The 18232-nt window shown below is 72.9% G+C and carries 16 protein-coding genes; 2 read left to right on the top strand and 14 right to left on the bottom strand.

All coding sequences use genetic code 11. The features are described 5' to 3' along the window. Positions 1-24: 24 nt before the first annotated feature. Positions 25-1323, top strand: a complete 1299-nt coding sequence (locus tag FHX71_RS04135; protein WP_182614547.1) for an MFS transporter — start codon at positions 25-27, stop codon at positions 1321-1323. Between the two features lie 54 nt (positions 1324-1377). On the opposite strand, the gene FHX71_RS04130 is transcribed toward FHX71_RS04135, so the two are convergent. The 12 genes from FHX71_RS04130 to FHX71_RS04075 form a co-directional block, all read right to left on the bottom strand. Beyond that, positions 1378-1827: a hypothetical protein gene (locus FHX71_RS04130; protein WP_182618461.1), complete on the bottom strand. Its 450-nt coding sequence runs from the start codon at positions 1825-1827 to the stop codon at positions 1378-1380. A 104-nt stretch (positions 1828-1931) separates the two neighbouring features. Then, positions 1932-2702 carry a 4-hydroxy-tetrahydrodipicolinate reductase gene (gene dapB / locus FHX71_RS04125; RefSeq protein ID WP_182614546.1) on the bottom strand — a complete coding sequence of 257 codons (771 nt, stop codon included), beginning with the start codon at positions 2700-2702 and terminating at the stop codon, positions 1932-1934. Positions 2703-2791: 89 nt separating this feature from the next. Then, a complete protein-coding gene (locus FHX71_RS04120; RefSeq protein WP_182614545.1) occupies positions 2792-4120 on the bottom strand; it encodes a M16 family metallopeptidase in 1329 nt (442 codons plus the stop codon). A gap of 1 nt (position 4121) precedes the next feature. Further along, positions 4122-6368: a polyribonucleotide nucleotidyltransferase gene (locus FHX71_RS04115; protein ID WP_182614544.1), complete on the bottom strand. Its 2247-nt coding sequence runs from the start codon at positions 6366-6368 to the stop codon at positions 4122-4124. Positions 6369-6592: 224 nt separating this feature from the next. Beyond that, positions 6593-6862, bottom strand: a complete 270-nt coding sequence (gene rpsO / locus FHX71_RS04110) for a 30S ribosomal protein S15 (protein ID WP_020016810.1) — start codon at positions 6860-6862, stop codon at positions 6593-6595. A gap of 191 nt (positions 6863-7053) precedes the next feature. Further along, entirely contained in the window at positions 7054-7530 is a 477-nt protein-coding gene (locus tag FHX71_RS04105; protein WP_182614543.1) for a hypothetical protein, read from the bottom strand. A 133-nt stretch (positions 7531-7663) separates the two neighbouring features. Then, on the bottom strand, positions 7664-9568 hold the full coding sequence (locus tag FHX71_RS04100; RefSeq protein ID WP_182614542.1) for a peroxidase family protein: 1905 nt from the start codon (positions 9566-9568) through the stop codon (positions 7664-7666). A gap of 86 nt (positions 9569-9654) precedes the next feature. After that, positions 9655-11169, bottom strand: coding sequence for a DUF6297 family protein (locus FHX71_RS04095; protein WP_182614541.1), 1515 nt, complete (start codon positions 11167-11169; stop codon positions 9655-9657). Beyond that, the gene (locus tag FHX71_RS04090) at positions 11166-11846 is read right to left on the bottom strand and encodes an ABC transporter ATP-binding protein (protein ID WP_182614540.1); all 681 of its coding nucleotides are present in this window, start codon (positions 11844-11846) and stop codon (positions 11166-11168) included. The genes FHX71_RS04095 and FHX71_RS04090 overlap by 4 nt, the downstream gene beginning before the upstream one ends. A gap of 47 nt (positions 11847-11893) precedes the next feature. Continuing rightward, the gene (locus FHX71_RS04085) at positions 11894-13327 is read right to left on the bottom strand and encodes an ATP-binding protein (protein ID WP_182614539.1); all 1434 of its coding nucleotides are present in this window, start codon (positions 13325-13327) and stop codon (positions 11894-11896) included. A 69-nt stretch (positions 13328-13396) separates the two neighbouring features. Next, on the bottom strand, positions 13397-14416 hold the full coding sequence (locus FHX71_RS04080; protein ID WP_182614538.1) for a bifunctional riboflavin kinase/FAD synthetase: 1020 nt from the start codon (positions 14414-14416) through the stop codon (positions 13397-13399). A gap of 134 nt (positions 14417-14550) precedes the next feature. Continuing rightward, on the bottom strand, positions 14551-15195 hold the full coding sequence (locus FHX71_RS04075) for a TetR/AcrR family transcriptional regulator (protein WP_182614537.1): 645 nt from the start codon (positions 15193-15195) through the stop codon (positions 14551-14553). A 64-nt stretch (positions 15196-15259) separates the two neighbouring features. Between FHX71_RS04075 and FHX71_RS04070 the strand changes: the two genes are divergently transcribed. After that, entirely contained in the window at positions 15260-16438 is a 1179-nt protein-coding gene (locus tag FHX71_RS04070) for a hypothetical protein (protein ID WP_182614536.1), read from the top strand. A 49-nt stretch (positions 16439-16487) separates the two neighbouring features. Here FHX71_RS04070 and truB read toward each other — a convergent pair whose 3' ends face one another. Both truB and rbfA read right to left on the bottom strand, forming a co-directional pair. Further along, the gene (gene truB / locus FHX71_RS04065; RefSeq protein ID WP_182614535.1) at positions 16488-17627 is read right to left on the bottom strand and encodes a tRNA pseudouridine(55) synthase TruB; all 1140 of its coding nucleotides are present in this window, start codon (positions 17625-17627) and stop codon (positions 16488-16490) included. A gap of 156 nt (positions 17628-17783) precedes the next feature. After that, positions 17784-18224 carry a 30S ribosome-binding factor RbfA gene (rbfA, locus tag FHX71_RS04060; protein ID WP_182614534.1) on the bottom strand — a complete coding sequence of 147 codons (441 nt, stop codon included), beginning with the start codon at positions 18222-18224 and terminating at the stop codon, positions 17784-17786. Between the last annotated feature and the right edge of the window lie 8 nt (positions 18225-18232).

The following is an 18232-nucleotide window of genomic DNA, read 5'->3' as shown; positions in this document are numbered from 1 at the left end:
TCGCGGAGGTGCTTCACTAGCGCCGTGACCCGCACCACCAACCCGCTCTGGCGGACCTTCGTCGAGCTCCGCGGCAACCCTCGCGCATGCGTGTGGACCGAGCCCCTGTGGGGGCTGTCCATGGCCCTCGTGCTGCCCTACGCGTCGGTGTTCATGCTGGCCCTGGGCCTGCACGACGAGCAGATCGGGCTGCTGGCGACGATCGCCATGATCTCCCAGGTCGGCTTCGGGCTGGCCGGCGGCATCATCACCGACCGGCTCGGCCGGCGGGCCACGACGGCGTGGTTCGACGTGATCGCCTGGGTGATCCCGTGCCTGCTGTGGGCGTTCGCGGAGAACTTCTGGTTCTTCCTCGCGGCGTCGCTGGTCAACGGCGCCATGCAGGTGACGCAGAACTCGTGGGACTGCCTCATGGTCGAGGACGCCGAGCGCGGCCAGATCACGCGGATCTACTCCCTGGTCAAGGTCGCGGCCGACTGCTCGGCGCTGTTCGCGCCGCTTGCCGCCCTGCTGGTCGCGCAGCTCGGGCTGGAGCCCGCGGTCCGCATCCTCTACATCAACGCCGCCGTCGTGATGGTCGCGAAGATCATCTGGCTCTACCTGTGGTCGCGGGAGACGCGCCAGGGCCACGTCCGGATGGCCGCCACCCGCGGGCAGAGCGTGTGGCGGCTCCTGGCCGGGTACCGCGGGGTGCTCGGGCTGCTGCTGCGCTCGCGCGGGTCGCTCCTGGCGCTTGCGGTGGCCGCGCTGACGGCGGCGGTCACACTCGTCAACGGCACGTTCTGGCAGGTTGTCATCAGCCAGCACCTGAACGTGCCGGACGCGCTGCTGCCCTTCTTCCCGATGATCCGGTCGGTGCTCTCGGCGATCTTCTTCTTCACGCTGATCCCGCTGCTGACCACCGCCGTCGACCTGCGGCGACCCACCCTGTGGGGCTTCGGGGTCTACCTCGCCGGGCAGGTCACCCTGGTCGCGATCCCCGCGCCCGACGGCGCCGCGACGTGGTCGACGTACGCGTTCCTCGGCGTGTGCCTGCTGCTGGACAGCTTCGGCGCCGGGATGCTGTTCATGCTGGCGGAATCCCTGGTGGCGCTGCACGTGGACCAGGCGGAGCGCTCGCGCGTGATGGCGATCCAGCGCACCTGCATCATGCTCGCTGCGGCGCCGTTCGGCTGGATCTCCGGCTGGCTGTCCGGGATGGACCGCACCTACCCGTTCATGCTCACGTCGGTGCTGCTCGTGATCGGGTTCGTGCTGGTCACGGTGCGGTGGGTGCCGACGCACCCGGACGCGGAGACCGTCGGGGCGGCCGAGCCGGCCTGAGGTCGGGCGCGCCCGTTCCTGAGGCCGGGCGCGCCCCTCAGCAGGGGCGCGTGCTCAGGAGGACCGGGTGAGCCGCGCCGGGCGGAAGAACTTGGCAGCGCGTCGCAGCGCCTCCCGGGCGCGGCGCCGGTCGCCCGACGCGTCGTAGGCGAAGGCTAGGTGGTACCAGGCCCGCCAGTCCTCGGGCGCGGCCTCGACGGCGGCCCGGTGCGGCTCGAACGCCTCGTCGGCGGCCGCGCGGTCGATGCGCCCGCCGGGCGAGCGCGGCAGGTCGTCCACGGGGAGGTTGCCCTCGGCGAACAGCGTGTCCGCCATGCGCTGCACGGTGGCCGCCAGCCAGTACTCGCGGGCGATCAGGCCGATGACCAGCAGCGGGATGATCAGCACGCCCAGGCCGATGGCGATCAGGACCGGCTCGCCGGTGCCGATCATCGAGGCACCGCGTCCCGCGATCTGCACCACGTACAGCACCAGCAGCACGGTCACCGCGACGGCCCCGGCCAGTCCCCGGGGGAACTTACGACGCGGCGGCGCCGGGGTGGACGACGGGCTCGGCGTCGGCTCGCCCGAGCGCTCCGGCCCGGACTCCTGCTCCGTACCGGACCCGCTCACGACAGGTCCAGCACGTTCTCGAGGCCCACGGTCAGCCCGGGGCGCGAGACCACGGAGCGGATCGCGAGCAGCACGCCCGGCATGAACGAGGCCCGGTCGAACGAGTCCTGCCGGATGACGAGCTGCTCCCCCTCGTTGCCGAAGAGGATCTCCTCGTGCGCCACGAGCCCCCGCAGCCGCACGGCGTGCACTCGCACGCCGTCGACGTCGGCGCCGCGGGCCTCCCAGCCCGTCTCGGTGGCGTCGGGCGACGGCCCGCGGCCGGCCTCGGCGCGCGCCCGCGCGATGGCGGCGGCGGTGTGCCGGGCGGTGCCCGACGGCGCGTCCACCTTGTTCGGGTGGTGCAGCTCGACGACCTCGGCGGACTCGAAGTAGCGCGCCGCCTTCGCGGCGAACGTCATGGCGAGCACGGCCGAGAGGCCGAAGTTCGGCGCGATGAGCACGCCGAGCGCGCTCGTGCTCAGGCCCCCGGGCGACAGCTCGGCGAGGTGCGCCGAGACCCGCGCGCGGGAGGCGTCGTCCCAGCCGGTGGTGCCGACCACGGCGTGGGCCCCGGCGTCGAGCACCGCGTGCACGTTGGCCTCGGTGACGGCCGGGACGGTGAAGTCCACGACGACGTCGGCCCCCGCGAGGGTGTCGGCGGAGACGGTGTCGCCGCGCCCGAGACGGGCGACCAGTGTCAGGCCCTCGGCCGCCTCGACCGCCGCGCAGGCCTGTGTGCCCATGCGCCCGGTCGCCCCGAGCACGGCCACCTTGATGTCACTCACGATCTACACCCTAGTTCCTCGTTGAGTGCGGGATATTCGCCCTTCCGGGGCCTCCGGAAGGACGAATATCCCGCACTCAGCGCTGCGGTTCAGTTGTCGAACGGGCCCACGCGGACCACCGAGCGCGGACGCGCCGCCAGGTCCTGCGCCAGCTCCTGCACGTCGGCGGCCGTGACCGCCTGGATACGCTCCAGCGACTCGGCCAGCGACAGCAGGTCGCCGTACACGAGCTCGGCCCTGCCGAGGCGGCTCATTCGCGAGCCGGAGTCCTCCAGCCCGAGCACGGTGCCGCCGGAGAGCTGCCCCACGGACCGCTTCAGCTCGGCCTCCGTGATGCCGTCGTGCGCGAGCTTCTCGAGCTCCTCGACGAGCAGCTCGGTCACCTGGTCCGCCTTGGCGGAGGCACAGCCCGCGTACAGCCCGAACGTGCCGAGGCCGCCGTGGGCGGACGCGAACGAGTACGTCGAGTACGCCAGGCCCCGCTTCTCGCGGATCTCCTGGAACAGGCGCGACGACATGCCGCCGCCGAGCACGGCGTTCAGCACGGACAGCGCGAAGCGCCGGTCGTCCGTGGCCGAGATGCCCGTGGAGCCCACGATGATGTTGGCCTGCTCGACGGGCCGCTTCACGGTCAGTTCGGCCCCGGCCTCCGGCACGCCGGCCCGGTCCTCGGTGGAGGGCCGGCGGTCCCGCGGCGCGGTCGCGGCGTCGAGGTCCCAGCCGCCGTCGGTCAGCGCCTGGGTCACCTGCTGCACGAGCTTGTCGTGGTCGATGCCGCCGGCCGCGGTCACGACCAGAGTCTCCGGCCGGTAGTTCCAGCGGTAGTGGTCCCAGACGGCGTCGCGCGGGACGGCGTTGATGGTCTCCGGCGTGCCGCCGATGGGGCGGCCCAGCGCGTGGTCGCCCAGGACGACGGCGGAGAACTGCTCGTGCACGACGTCGGTCGGGTCGTCGTCGTTCATCGCGAGCTCTTCGAGGATGACGCCGCGCTCGGTCTCGAGCTCGTCGGCGTCCAGCCGCGCGGACGTGACCATGTCGGCGATGACGTCGACCGCCATGGGCAGGTCGGTGTCGAGCACGCGCGCGTAGTAGCAGGTGTGCTCCTTGCCGGTGGCCGCGTTGGCCTCACCGCCGACGGCGTCGAACGCCTCGGCGATGTCCATCGCGGAGCGCCGTGCGGTGCCCTTGAAGAGCAGGTGCTCCAGGAAGTGCGTCGAGCCGAAGTGGCCGTCGGTCTCGTCCCGCGAGCCGACGCCGATCCATGCGCCCACCGTGGCCGAGAGCTGGCCCGGCATGTTCTCGGTGAGCACACGGACACCGCCGGGCAGGACGGAGCGACGGATCGTCGCACCGTCCTGCCCGGCGGTCAGCTCGGCACCGGGCTCGCCCGAGGGGACGAGCGGCAGGTGCCACGTCATGTCAGGCGTCCGCGGATGCGGGGGCCTCGGCGGCCGGCTCGGCGGCGTCGGACGTGGCCGACTCCTCCTCGTCGGTGACGGCGACCAGCGAGAGCTTGCCGCGCGGGTCGATCTCGCCGATCTCGACCTGGACCTTCTGGCCGATCGACAGCACGTCGTCGACGTTCTCGACGCGCTTGCCGCCCACGAGCTTGCGGATCTGGCTGATGTGCAGCAGACCGTCCTTGCCCGGGGAGAGCGAGATGAAGGCGCCGAACGACGTCGTCTTGACGACGGTTCCGACGAACCGCTCGCCCACCTCGGGGACGTGCGGGTTGGCGATCGCGTTGATCGCCGCGCGGGCGGCCTCGGCCGAGGGGCCGTCGGTGGCACCGATGTAGACGGTGCCGTCGTCCTCGATGGAGATGTCCGCGCCCGTCTCCTCCTGGATCTGGTTGATCATCTTGCCCTTCGGGCCGATGACCTCGCCGATCTTGTCGACGGGGACCTTCACCGTGATGACGCGCGGGGCGTTCGGGGACATCTCGTCGGGCGTGTCGATCGCCTCGTCGAGCACCTCGAGGATGGTCAGGCGGGCGTCGCGGGCCTGGCCCAGCGCCGCACCGAGCACCGAGGCGGGGATGCCGTCGAGCTTGGTGTCGAGCTGGATGGCCGTGACGAACTCCTTGGTACCGGCGACCTTGAAGTCCATGTCGCCGAACGCGTCCTCGGCGCCCAGGATGTCCGTCATCGCGGCGTAGCGGGTCTCGCCGTCCACGGTGTCGGACACGAGGCCCATCGCGATGCCGGCGACCGGCGCGCGCAGCGGCACACCGGCGTTCAGCAGGGACAGCGTGCTCGCGCACACGGAGCCCATGGAGGTCGAGCCGTTGGAGCCGAGAGCCTCGGACACCTGGCGGATCGCGTAGGGGAACTCCTCGCGGCTCGGCAGGACCGGGACCAGGGCACGCTCGGCGAGCGCACCGTGACCGATCTCGCGGCGCTTCGGGCTGCCCACGCGGCCCGTCTCACCGGTCGAGTACGGCGGGAAGTTGTAGTTGTGCATGTAGCGCTTGCGCGTCTCCGGACCGAGCGAGTCGATCTGCTGCTCCATGCGGAGCATGTTCAGTGTGGTGACACCCAGGATCTGGGTCTCGCCGCGCTCGAAGATCGCGGAACCGTGCACGCGGGGCAGCACCTCGACCTCGGCCGAGAGGGTGCGGATGTCCGCGAGGCCACGGCCGTCGATGCGGACGCCCTCGGTGAGCACGCGCTGGCGCACGAGGTGCTTCTGCAGCGAGCGGAACGCCGCCGACAGCTCCTTCTCGCGACCCTCGAACTGGGCGTCGAGCTGCTCGTGCACGCCGGCCTTGATGTCGTCCAGCGTGTTCTCGCGCTGCTGCTTGTCGGCGATGGTCAGCGCGTCGCGGGTCGAGCCCGAGACGGCGGCCTCGACGGCGGCGTAGGCGTCGTCCTGGTAGTCCGGGAAGAGCTTGAACTCCTGCGTCTCCTTGGCGGACTGCGCGGCGAGCTGGGCCTGCGCGTCGCACAGGGCCTTGATGAACGGCTTGGCCGCCTCGATGCCCTCGGCGACGACCGTCTCGTTCGGAGCGGCGACGCCCTCGTTCTTGATGAGGGTCCACGCGTTGTCGGTGGCCTCGGCCTCGATCATGGCGATCGCGACGTCGTCACCCACGACACGGCCGGCGACGACCATGTCGAAGACGGCGCGCTCCTTGTCGGAGTACTTGGGGAACGCGACCCACTGGCCGTCGACCAGCGCGATGCGGACGGCGCCGACCGGGCCGTCGAACGGCAGGCCGGAGATCTGCGTCGACGCCGAGGCGGCGTTGATCGCCAGCGTGTCGTACGCGTCGTCGGGGTGCAGCGCCATGACCGTCAGGACGATCTGGACCTCGTTGCGCAGGCCCTTGACGAACAGGGGGCGCAGCGGGCGGTCCGTCAGGCGGCAGGTCAGGATCGCGTCGGTCGACGGGCGACCCTCGCGACGGAAGAACGAGCCGGGGATGCGCCCTGCGGCGTACATCCGCTCCTCGACGTCCACCGTCAGCGGGAAGAAGTCGAACTGGTCCTTGGGGTGCTTGCCGGCCGCGGTGGTCGACAGCAGCATGGTCTCGCCGTCGAGGTACGCGGCGACTGCGCCGGCGGCCTGCTTGGCGAGGCGTCCGGTCTCGAACCGGACGGTACGGGTGCCGAAGCGACCGTTGTCGATCACGGCCTCGGCGAACTGGATCTCGGGACCCTCCACGGGTGCCCTCCTTCTCTTCGGTGTTCTCTCTGGAACGCCCCCGTGCCCGACGGTCATCGATCGAGGCCCACCGAGCCGCCGCTCGCGTGGAGCGGAAGAGACTCGGGAAGCCACTACCGAGGACCGGACGAGGTCACGGGCGGCGCTGTTCACTTGTCGTACTACAGCATCTCACCAGACCAGCCCGGCCCCCGCGACGGGGGCCGGGCTGGTGGGAAGCATGATCAGCGACGCAGGCCGAGCTTGTCGACCAGGGCGCGGTAGCGCTCGATGTCGATCCCCTTGAGGTAACCCTGGAGACGACGGCGCTGACCCACGAGGAGCAGCAGACCACGACGGCTGTGGTGGTCGTGCTTGTGCTCCTTCAGGTGCTCGGTGAGGTCCTTGATGCGCTGCGTGAGGAGCGCGATCTGCACCTCCGGCGAACCCGAGTCGCCCGGCTTGGTTCCGTACTCGGAAATGATCTGCTGCTTGGTGGCAGTGTCGAGCGGCATGGCTCTCCTTCGGTGTTGTTGCGCGGTGCTCCGGGACTCATTCACCGGGGCGCTCTGGATCCGCGGCCGTTCTGACGGCGGTACCACATTACCAGTGCTTGACGCCCCTGCCCGACTGGGACCCGGAGACCTCCACCACGTGTCAGACGTACAGGTCACCGGGGTGACCTGTACGTCTGACACGTGCGGTGTCACGCGCCGTCGTGGCCCGCGGCTTCGCGGATCGCCCGGATGCGGGCCTCGTACTCCGGCTCTGTGAGCCACGGCTCCGTGGCGAGGCGGACGATCCGGCCCGACTCACCGTCGACGTGGTCGATCTCTGGCGGTCTGATCATGAAGTTGGGTGCGTAGAGGGATGTCGTGTAACCGGCAGCGCGTTCGGCCTCGCGTCGTTCTCCCATGGAGCCGACGACCAGGCGCCCTCCGACGATCCAGACCCCTGCCGCGAGCCACGCCGGGAACCCGACGATCCCAGCGACCCACCAGACCCACGGGCCGTACGTGACGCCGTCGAGCTGCGAGAGAGCCATACCGCCGCAGCACAGGCCGATGCACACCAGCAGCCCGGGGACTCCGATGCGATCCAGCTTCCGGAGAGTGCCGTACCGGTCGTGGACGGAACGGCCGGGCAAGAGCTCGCGGGTCATCTTCGGATGCCACTCGGTCATGTCCCGCCGTCGTCTCCCTGGCTGCCTGGAAATGTGAGTGGTCGGTAGTTTGTCAGGTGGTCGGCACCCCGGGGTGCCGACCACCTGACAAACTACCGACCACTCAAACGGAGCCGTCAGCGCGGCAGCACGGTCACGCGCCGTCGTGGCCCGCGTAGGCGTCGCCGTTGCGGCGGAAGAGCGGCTGGCCCGCCTCGTCCTGGCCGATCGGGAACACTCCCCCGAACGCCAGCAGGTCCGAGATCGTGGTGATCAGCCGGCCGTCGTCGAACCGGACCCCGTACGCCGGCGTCCAGTCGCCGCCGGGCCGCCGCATGAAGGACTCGGGGTCGAGCCGCAGCAGGTAGACGAACGTCTCCGCGAGGATGCGGCTGCCCACCTCGCCCAGGAAGTTGCCGTTGCCCTGGACCTCGGCCTCCTTGAGCACGTAGTACCAGAGCGGCGTGCCGTCGAGGGCGTCGAGCGCCGCCACGACCTCGGGCGACGCGTTCTGCCGGAGCTGGGCGGGCGTGAGCGGGTGGGCCCGCAGGTCGGCGGCCACCGCCTCGCCCGTGGGAAGCGCCAGCATGTACCCGCGCAGCAGGTTGCGCTGCGCGAGCTGCTTGAGCAGCGCCCTGATCGGGTCGGTGGCCGAGTTGCCCTCGTTCAGCAGGTGCCCCAGGCCGTCGGCCAGGAACGGGTCGATCTTGCGGGCCATGCGGAACGCCAGCGGGTCGCCCTTGTCGGTCAGCCGGGGCCACTCGACCGGCCAGTTCGACGGGAGCACCGGCGAGGGGTTCGCCGGGTTGGGCGACAGCCCGCCATTGCCCGTGAACCGGAACAGCAGGTCGAGCGACGCGACGCCGCCCGGGCCGTTCCCGGTGAAGTTGACGTTGAAGTCGTAGGCGCCGCGCACCATCGAGTGCCCGAACCGGAACGCCGCCACCGCGAACTCCAGCGGCATCGACACCCGGCGCGCGGGCCGGAACAGCGTGGGTCCGGTGGCCAGCACCGAGTCCAGCACCCCGGCCTTGGTCAGGGTGCGCAGGTAGTCGTTGACGACCAGCCACTGGTAGTGGAACCGCACCAGCTCCTGCGCCCGGTCGAACAGCTCGCGCTGCGTCACCGCGAACCACGGCTCGTGCCGCGCCACCCAGTCCACGACGGCGTTGTGGAACCTGATCATCGCCACGTGGAACTGGGCGACGATCAGGTTCTCGTCGTTGCGGCTGTCCGGGATGAGTGGCATGCGCTCGCTGCCCGGCTCGGTGCTGCGCGGCAGGTCGCGCTGCGGGTCGTCGCCGGGCGCCACGAGCGAGAACGGCCCGAACGGCTCGGTGCTGATCCGGCCGAGCCGCAGCTTGGCCGAGTCCGGCACGTACGCCGCCTCGCTGCGGGTGGTCCCGCGGTCCTTCTCGCCCGGGAACCGCGGCCCCGACCCGTACAGGCTGTCCAGGTCGAGCAGCGGGTTGCGCCCGTTGTGCAGGCCGCGCCGCACCACGTCCGGCTCGAACGCCCGGAACGGGTCGTTCACGATGTCGCCGAGCGCCTGGTCGCCGCGGGGCCCGCTGTCGTCGTCCGGGCCGTTGGTGTTGAGCGTGATGTCGTGGTCGATGAACTGGCCCCAGTAGGTGTAGATGCTGGGGATCGTCGAGTCGCGCGGCGGTTCGGGCGGCGTCGCGGGCGCACCGGCGGGCGCCTCGATCATGCCGGCGCCCAGCCGCAGGAGGGCGTCCTTGATCGCCTCCACCTGGTCGCCCACGGGCAGGTGGGCGTCCGGGAACTCGCGGGCAAGGTCGCGCATCAGGTAGTCGAACGACGTCGTCGCGTCGAACCGGTGCTCGCGCAGGTCGCGCCGGACCGCCGCCTCCGTGCGGGGCATGAGCGTGGCCGTGCTGTCCTGCGGGGCCTGCGGCGCGTCCGGGTCGGCGGGGACGAACACGCCCCCGTGCCCGATCCGCCGGACCGTGCGGCCGGCCGGCGTCTGCGCCAGGTCGACGGCCTCGTGCGGGGAGTGGTTCGGGTCGCCCTGCAGGGGCGCCTGGGTGGTCTGGACCATCGGTCTCTCCTTCGCTGGGGGGAAGGTCCTCCACCAGAGACGGAGTGACGCGGTTCACAACCACGTACACGCCACGGGGTGAACCGTCAGCGCGCGGCCCGGTACACCGCCACGACCGCGGCCACCACCTGCGCGACGACGAGCGCCGGCGTCACGCCCGCGACCACCGCCCACGCGAGCGGGACGGTGCCGAGCAGCGCCAGGTCCGGCCCCTTGAGGTGGTGCAGTACGAGCCCCGTGGGAAACGCTCCCGCCGGGGTGGCGATCATGGGCACGTCCCAGCGCACCGGGCCGCGGTAGGCGGCGCGGACGGCGGCGGCCCCGAGCACGACGGCGGCGGGCGCGCCCACCGCGAGCCACGCCCCGCCCCCGCTCACCATGGCGACGAGCAGCAGCACGACGCCCGCGGAGAGCACCGGCCAGGCCGCACGGACGCCGCGGGTGGTCCGCGCGCCCAGCGGCAGCAGGGAGTCCAGGCGCGGGTTCTCCCCCGCCGCCCGCGCCCCGCCCGCCCCGGCGAGCGCGGCCGCGTACCCCACGACGGCGAGGACAGCCCAGAGCCCGATCCCGTCGGCGAGCGCGGGCACCTGCACGGCCACGGCCCCCGCGGACGCCAGCGCGAGCAGGGCCGCCAGCGCGGTCGGCGAGCGCAGCAGCAGGACGGCGTCCGCCGCGAGCAGCGCGCCCACCGGCCCGCGCGCGGCCCGTGGCACCCACTTGAAGGCGCGCGACGCCGTCGGGCCGGTGCCCAGGGCACGGCTCACGCCGCCGCCGTCGAGCGACAGGAGCGCGGCGGAGGCCTGCAGGGCCGCCGACGCGCGGGCGCGCAGGTCGCCGGCCCGGAGCCGGTCCAGGCCGCGTACCCAGGCCACGAGCGCGACGGCGCCGACGATGGCCAGCACGCCGGACACGGCCCACGGCGCCGCCCACGCGCCCCACGCCGGACCCCACAGCGCCAGGCCGAGCCCGGTCACCGGCACGGCAGCGAGGAGTCCGTCGAGCACCCGCCCCGGAGCGCGGCCCGACGCCGCGCCGGAGACCTGCAGCGCACCCGAGACCGCGACGACGGCGAGGCCCAGCGCGCCGCCGAGCGCCGCGTCCGCGGCGATCCCCGCGAGGCCGACGCCGGTCAGGGCAGCGGGCGCCCCGCCGACGACCAGGCCCGCGCCGACCCCGGCGAGCAGCGCACGGACCACCGACGGCGAGGCGAGCCCCGCCCGGTCGGCCGGGGTGGGGACCCACCAGCGCACGCCCGCCGCGGGCAGGCCGGCGGGCCCGAGCCGCAGGGCGACCGACGCGCCCGCGACGACCCCGAGCGCGAGCACCAGGGCCTGGATCAGGCCGGGGCCGAGTCCCGCCGCGGTCGCGTCGGACCCGAGCAGCTCCCGGACGGGCCCGCCGAAGCCCCACAGGTACAGCACGACCAGGGCGAGCGAGATCACGACCTCGGCGACGTCCAGCGCCACCCGGCCGGGCTGGGGCGGCAGGTTGTGCGCCCGCACCCGGGCGGTCAGCCGGCGCAGCTCGGCGCCGGTGAGCCGCTCCTCGTCGACGCCGGCCAGGCGTGGGAGCGGCGCCGTCGTGGGCACCTCGCCCGTCACCGGAAGCCCGCCAGGACGCCCGGTGCCTCGGCCGGCTCCAGCAGGACGGCGTCCTCGTCGGACAGGAGCACCGCGCTCGCGCCGCTCGCGGCCAGGAGCCGGTCGTCGTGCGTGGCGAACAGGACGGCCGTGCCGACGTCCGCCTCGGCGCGCAGCGTCTCCCCGAGGCGGGCGCGCATCGCGGTGTCGAGGCGCTGCTCCGGCTCGTCGAGCACGAGCAGGTCGCGCGGCCGCACCAGGGCGCTCGCCAGCAGGAACCGGCGGCGCTGCCCCGACGACAGGGTGTGCGGCATGGCGCCGCCGTGCCCCGTGATGCCGACGTGGTCGAGCACCCGGTCGGTGACGGCGCCGGCGTCCGGCACGCCGTGGCCGCGCGCGGTGAGCACCAGGTGCTCGCGAACGGTCACGCCGGGGAAGAACGCGTCGTCGTCCAGCACGCCCGCGACGCGGGCGCGGAAGCGCCGCTCCCGCTCGTCCACGGGCCAGCCGAAGGCGCTCGCCCTGCCGGACAGCGGCTCCTGCAGCCCGAGCACGGTGCGCAGCAAGGTGGACTTGCCGGTGCCGTTGGCGCCGATCACGGCGACGATGTCGCCGGCCCCCAGCGTGAGGTTCACGGGTGCGCAGACGGCGTTGCCGCCGTACCCGACCACCAGGTCGGACAGCTCGAGGTGCGTCATGCCCGTCTCAACGCGCGAGTCCCGGAAAGATCTCCCTCCGCCGGACATCATCGCCAGGCCGCGACGATCTCTTCCGGCCCCCAGTGCTCCGCCAGCGGAAGACCGGCGTCGAAACCGCTCCGGGCCACGGCCACCAGGGGCGTGTCCTCGTCGGTACCGGGCACGACACCACGTGCGCGAGCGAGGTCGTCGAGCTCGTGCCGCCCGAACGTGTCGGCCTCGTACCACTTCACGGAGCCGATGAACGCGACGCGTCGGGCTGTCGGGGCACGGTCGGCCCCGACCAGGTCCACCTCTGGGTTGTTCTGCCGGTTCCACCACCCGCCGACCGCCTCGACGTCCGACCACCGGGAACCGAGCAGGACCCGCATCAGCGACTCCCGGACGAGCGGCTCCACCGCCCTGCCACGCCAGGTGCTCCACGACCGCTCGATGCGGTCGAGCGCCACGTCCCCGCGGCCGCGCTCGACGAACGGGATGGCGCGGCGCAAGAAGGCGAGCCAGAACCGCAGGTAGGGGTCCCCGAGGCGGTACCGCTTGTTCTTCGTGTCCGACGACGTCGAGAGCGGGAGGTCCGTCTCGACGATCCGCTTGGCCTCCAACGTCTTGAGGAGGGGGTTCAACGTGCCCGCCGGCAGAGAGCCCGAGTTTCCGGCTGCCGCGGCGATGGCCGAGAACGTCCGCTCGCCGTCGCCCACGGCCTCCAGGATCGCCCTGCTGCGCGAGGACTCCGGGAACTCGCCGAGCAGCGAGAGCTCACCGGCGACGAGAAGCGGCGAGAGCGGGTCGCCCAGCGCACCGCGGAGGAACTCGACCCGCGACTGGCCCGGTGCCCAGGTCTGGACGATCTCGGGGAACCCGCCGGTGATCAGGTGCGCGTCGATCGCGTCTGCGGCGCTCAGACCGGCCATGGCCTGGACGTCCGCCACGTTCAGCGGCGCGATGTCGATCTTGGTCGCGCGCCCGAAGAACGGCCTCCCGTAGGTCTGCAAGGCCTCCATGACCGACAGGTCACTCCCGATGAGGAGCAGCAGCACGGGCTTCTGCGACAGGTACTGGTCCCAGACCGTCTGGAGCGCCCCTTCGAACTCCGGGTCCTGCTCGACCAGCCAGGAAACCTCATCGAGGACGACGACGGTCGGCCGGTCGACCGGCAGGAACTCGGCGAGCGCACGGAGCGTACCCTTCCAGTCCGGCGGGCTCAGGTGCGCGAAGATCTCCGGCGCACGCAGGCTCGACTGGGTGAGCGTGGCGAGAAAATCTCGCCGCTCGGCCATCGCGTTGCGTCCGCGCGTGGCCTGGAACACGAGGTAGTCACGCCCGCTGCGATCGCAGAACTCCTGCGCCAGACGCGACTTACCGACACGCCGTCGGCCGGTCATGATCAGCGCCTTGCCTCGGGTGGTTCCCGTTCCTGCCTCGACACCGTCCAGCAGGCCGGCGAGCCGGCGCAGGTCCGAGTCGCGTCCGCGAAACTCCATGACCGCCTCCGTAAACTAAGATCCAATCTTACTAAGATTGAATCTTAGTTTACGAGCCGTGCGCCCGCCCTACGGCCGCAGGATCTTGCGGGCCCGCGCCACGTCGTCGTTCATCTGGGCGATGAGCGGCTCCATGCCGTCGAAGCGGAGCGTCGGGCGCAGGTGCGCGACGAACTCCAGCGCGACCGTCTGGTCGTACAGGTCCAGGTCGGTGCGGTCGAGCACGTAGGCCTCGACGCGGCGCTCGACGCCGTCGAACGTCGGGTTGGTGCCCACCGAGATCGCGGCGGGCAGGATCTCCTCCTGGCCCAGGCCGGCGCCGGAGGCGGCCAGCCGGTCGCGCTCGGGCCCGGCGAGGTTCGCGCAGGTCGCGGCGGTGCCGCGGCGCAGCCAGCCCGCGTAGACGCCGTCGGCCGGGACCAGGCCGGTGATGTCGCCGAGGTTGGCGGTCGGGAAGCCCATCTCGCGGCCCCGGGCGTCGCCGTGCACCACGGTGCCGCGCACGAGGTGCGGGCGGCCGAGCACGTCGGCGGCCTGGTCGACGTCGCCCTCCGCGAGCAGCGCTCGCACCGCCGTGGAGGACCAGCGCTGGTGCCCGTCGCCCTCGCCCGCCGAGTCGCCGACGTCCTCGATCGCGACGACCTCGAAGCCGTGCTGCCCGCCGAGCTCGACCATCGTGGCGAGCGTGCCGGCGTTCTGCTTGCCGAAGCGCACGTCGTGCCCCACGACCACGGTGCGCGCACGCAGGCCGTCGACGAGGTAGCGCGACACGAACTCCTCGGGCGTCTGCGCCGCGAAGTCGAGCGTGTAGTTGACCAGCAGGGTCGCGTCGAGGCCGGTGCGCTCCATGAGCGCGAGGCGGTCTTCCAGGCCCGTGATCAGCTCGGGCGCCAGCTCAGGCCGGTGCACCGCCGCGGGATGCGGGTGGAACGTCACGGCGACGGCGCTGGCCGAATCGCCCCGGGCAAGCCGGAGGATGCGGTCGAGCACCGCCTGGTGGCCGCGGTGGACGCCGTCGAAGTTGCCGATCGTCACCACTGATGGCCCGAATCCCGGGGGAACCTGTTCCAGGTCCGTCCACAGCTGCACGCGGGTTGCTCCTCATGAATCGGGTGGCGCGGGTGCGGGAGCCGCTCGTGCCGCGCCCCGCACCGGTCGCCAAAAGCCTACGGCGTGTTTCGGCGGTCGTGCGCCCGGCCCGCGACGGCGGCGGCGATCCGCGTTCAGCGCGGGAGGATCCGGCGCGCCGCGTCCAGGTAGGCCCGGGAGTCGAACTCGTCGAACATGGCCGACTGGAAGATGTAGCCCTGACCGATCCCCATGAGGACCGGGAGCAGGCCCTCCGCGGCCGCCTCGGCGCCGTCGGGTGCATGCTCCGGACGGGCCTCGAACCAGCGGGTCAGAGCCGCGCGGAAGGCGTTCCTGAGCTCCTTGAAACCCATGTTCACCACGCCGCGCATCTCGGGGTCCACGGTCGCCTCGCCCCAGAGCTGGAGCAGGAGCGGGAGCTCGAAGCCCTCGGACAGCACACCCCGGAGCACGATCTCCAGCACTTCGGCAGGGGCCGGCGGGTCGCCGTCCGCCGCGGCCTCCTCGAGATCCGCGCTCCGGCGGCTCAGGGTGGTCCTCGCCACAGCCGCGAACAGCTCGCGCTTGCCCTCGAAGTATCCGTAGACGGCCCCCGTCGACAGCCCGGCCTCCGCGATCACCTCGGCCATCGACGTGTGCTGGTAGCCCTTGGCGGCGAACGCGCGCCGGGCCGCCTCCAGGATCTCGGCACGGCGAGCGTCCCGACGCGCGTCACTGATCTTCGGCACCGGCACCTCCGTCGTCGGGACCTGGGGGACGCCCAGGAGATTGACAAGCATACGGTCGCGGAGCATCGTGAGCCATAAAGAACGAGCGTTCGTTTTTTTAGATTCGGAGCATCCCTTGTCCTACGACGCACCAGCGCCCCACACCCCGGCAGGCCGGGTCATCGGCGTCGCGCTGGCACTCACCCTCGTACTCACCGTGTTCGTGCTCGCGTTCTCGTGGCCCTCGGTCACGGCCGAGCCACGCGACCTGCCCGTCGCCGTCGTCGGGTCCGACGACGCCGTCCGCACCGTCCGCGAGAACCTCGACGAGGCCCAGCCCGGAGCGGTCGAGCTGATCGTGGCCGACGACCGGGCCGCCGCCGTCGAGGCCGTCGAGCACCGCGAGGTCTACGGCGGCCTCGTGCTGGGTGACCCGGCGGCGGGCGAAGCACCCGAGGTGCTCACCGCGTCCGCGGCGAGCTCGGCCACGCACCAGCTCATGACGCAGATCGCCGCGCAGCTGCAGCGAGGCATCCAGGAGCAGGCCGATGCCGCGACGGCGGCGGCCCTGGCCTCGGCCCAGGAGCAGGCGGCGCAGGCCGCGGAGGCCGCCGTCCGGCAGGCACTCGAGGCCGCCGCACGCGGCGAGCAGCCGCAGGCGCCGGAGCAGGGCCTGGCAGAGGCCCCCGCACTGCCCGAGGTCCCCCAGGTGACCGTCACGGACGTGGTCCCGCTGTCCGACGACGACCCGCGCGGCTCGGGCCTGACCGCCGCGATGTTCCCGATCCTCCTGGGCGGCATGATCGGCGGCATCGGCATCTCGCTCGCCGTCACCGGGGCCCTGCGGCGGGTGCTCGCCGTGACCGTGTACTCGGTGGTCGGCGGCGCGATCCTCGTGGGCATCCTGCAGTTCTGGTTCGGCACCGTCCAGGGCGGCTGGCTGCTCGACGGCGCCACGCTCGCCCTCTCGATCGCCGCGATCGCCGCGCCCATCACCGGCTTCGTCGCGGTGCTCGGCAGGCCGGGCATCGCGCTCGGCCCGGTGCTCATGATGCTGGTCGGCAACCCGATCTCGGGCGCGGCGATGCCGGCCGAGTTCCTGCCCTGGCACTGGGGCGAGATCGGTCAGTGGCTGCCGCCGGGCGCCAGCGCGACCCTGCTGCGCGACGTCTCGTACTTCCCCGACGCCGACGCGTCGGCGGCCTGGCTGGCGCTCGGGCTCTGGGCGGGGGCCGGGGTGCTGCTGTCCGTCGTGGGCCACGCCCGCACCACCGGCCGCGCCCGGCGCGCACCGGTGCTCACCGCGCCGGCCTGACCCGCGCCCTGACCGGGCCCGCCCGCGCACCTGGCGCAGGCCCGCCCGGTCAGGGCGCGGGCGCGAGCACCAGGACGGGCTTGGCGAGGGCCTCACCGCGGCGCTTCGTGTCCTCCAGCAGCGCCACGAGCGTGCCCGACGGCGAGAGCGCCGCCACGACGTCGGCGCGGCCCGTCGGCTCGACCCACTGGCCGTAGCCGAGCGCGCGCACCTCGGCCTCGTCGAGCTCGCGCACCGGGAACGTGCCGCGGGCCGCGTCGGCCAGCGGGAGCGTGGCGAGGGTGCCGTCGGCGTCCGCCTGCGCCTCCAGCTCCTCCAGCGTGCGGGCGCCGGCCAGCGCGTAGCCGCCCACCCGGGTGCGCCGCAGCGCGGTCAGGTGCCCGCCGGTGCCCAGCGCGGTGCCAAGGTCGCGCGCCAGGGCGCGCACGTAGGTGCCCGACGACACGGTGACGCGCACGTCGACGTCGACGACGGGCACCTCGCGGGTGGGACCGTCGCCCGGGTCCGCGGCGGTCGGGGCGACGCCCGGCCGGGCACGGTCGCCGTCGTGCGGGGCCGCGGCGTCCGCGGCGTCCGCGGCGTCCGCGGCGTCCGCGGCGTCCAGAGCATCGTCCGGGGCCTCGACGTAGGTGTCGCCCAGGTCGCCGTCGGGCACGACCGCCGTCGTCGCCCGGACGTCCAGGACCTCGAACCGGGAGACGGTGACGGGCCGCGCCTTGAGCGCGACCTCCTCGCCCGCCCGGACGCGCGCGTAGGCGCGCTTGCCGTCCACCTTGATCGCGGACACGGACGTGGGGACCTGCAGGATGTCGCCGGTCAGGTCGGCGACCGCGGCGTCCAGCGCCGCCCGCTCCACGTGCCCGACGGCGTCCGGGCCGGCCACGGCCGCGACCGTGCCCTCGGCGTCGTCCGTGGTCGTGGCGACGCCGAGCCGGATCGTGGCGTCGTAGTCCTTGTCGGCGCCCACCACGTAGGTCAGCAGCTTGGTCGCCCGGCCGATGCCGAGCACGAGCACGCCGGTCGCCATCGGGTCGAGTGTGCCGGCGTGACCGACCTTGCGGGTCCCGGCGAGGCGCCGCATCCGGCCGACGACGTCGTGGCTGGTCCAGCCCTGCGGCTTGTCGACCACGACGAACCCGTCGGCGGCCGTGGGACGGCGCGCGGGAGCCTGCGAGGTGGGGGAAGTCATGGGTCCCAGTATCGCCCGGCTCAGGTGTGCCGCGCGGCGTCGGGCATCCGCCGGGACACGCCCCGGACACGACGACGCCGCCCGCAGCCCGGCCGGAAGGTACCGGTCGGGCCGCGGGCGGGCGGCGCTGTCAGGCGTGCGCGCGGGACGCGGAGGTCACTCGGCCTCGGCGTCGTCCTCGCGCGGCTTCTTGTACGGGTCCTCGTCGCCCGCGTACCGGGCCCCGGCGCGCAGCGCCTCGAGCTCGGCGTCCCGCTTGCGCGCCTCGATCAGCGCGGCGTCGAGGTGCGCGGCCGTCTCGGGGACGGAGTCGAGGTGGAACTCGATGGTCGGCGTCAGCCGCACACCGGTCTGCTTGCCCACCTCGGAGCGGATCAGGCCCGTGGCGCTCTTCAGCGCCGCGGCCGTGCCCTCCCGGTCCTCGTCCGAGCCGTAGACCGTGTAGAACACCGAGGCGTTCTGCAGGTCGCCGGTCACGCGGACGTCGGTGACGGTCACGAAACCGAGCCGCGGGTCCTTGATCCGCGAGTCGATCATCTGCGCGACGATCACCTTGATGCGGTCGGCGAGCTTACGAGCCCGCGGGTTGTCGACCATGATCTAGT

Source organism: Promicromonospora sukumoe (genome assembly GCF_014137995.1).
GTDB classification, from domain to species: Bacteria; Actinomycetota; Actinomycetes; order Actinomycetales; family Cellulomonadaceae; genus Promicromonospora; species Promicromonospora sukumoe.
Note: the sequence above shows the minus strand (reverse complement) of the source record. Positions and strands in the feature narration are given on the sequence as shown.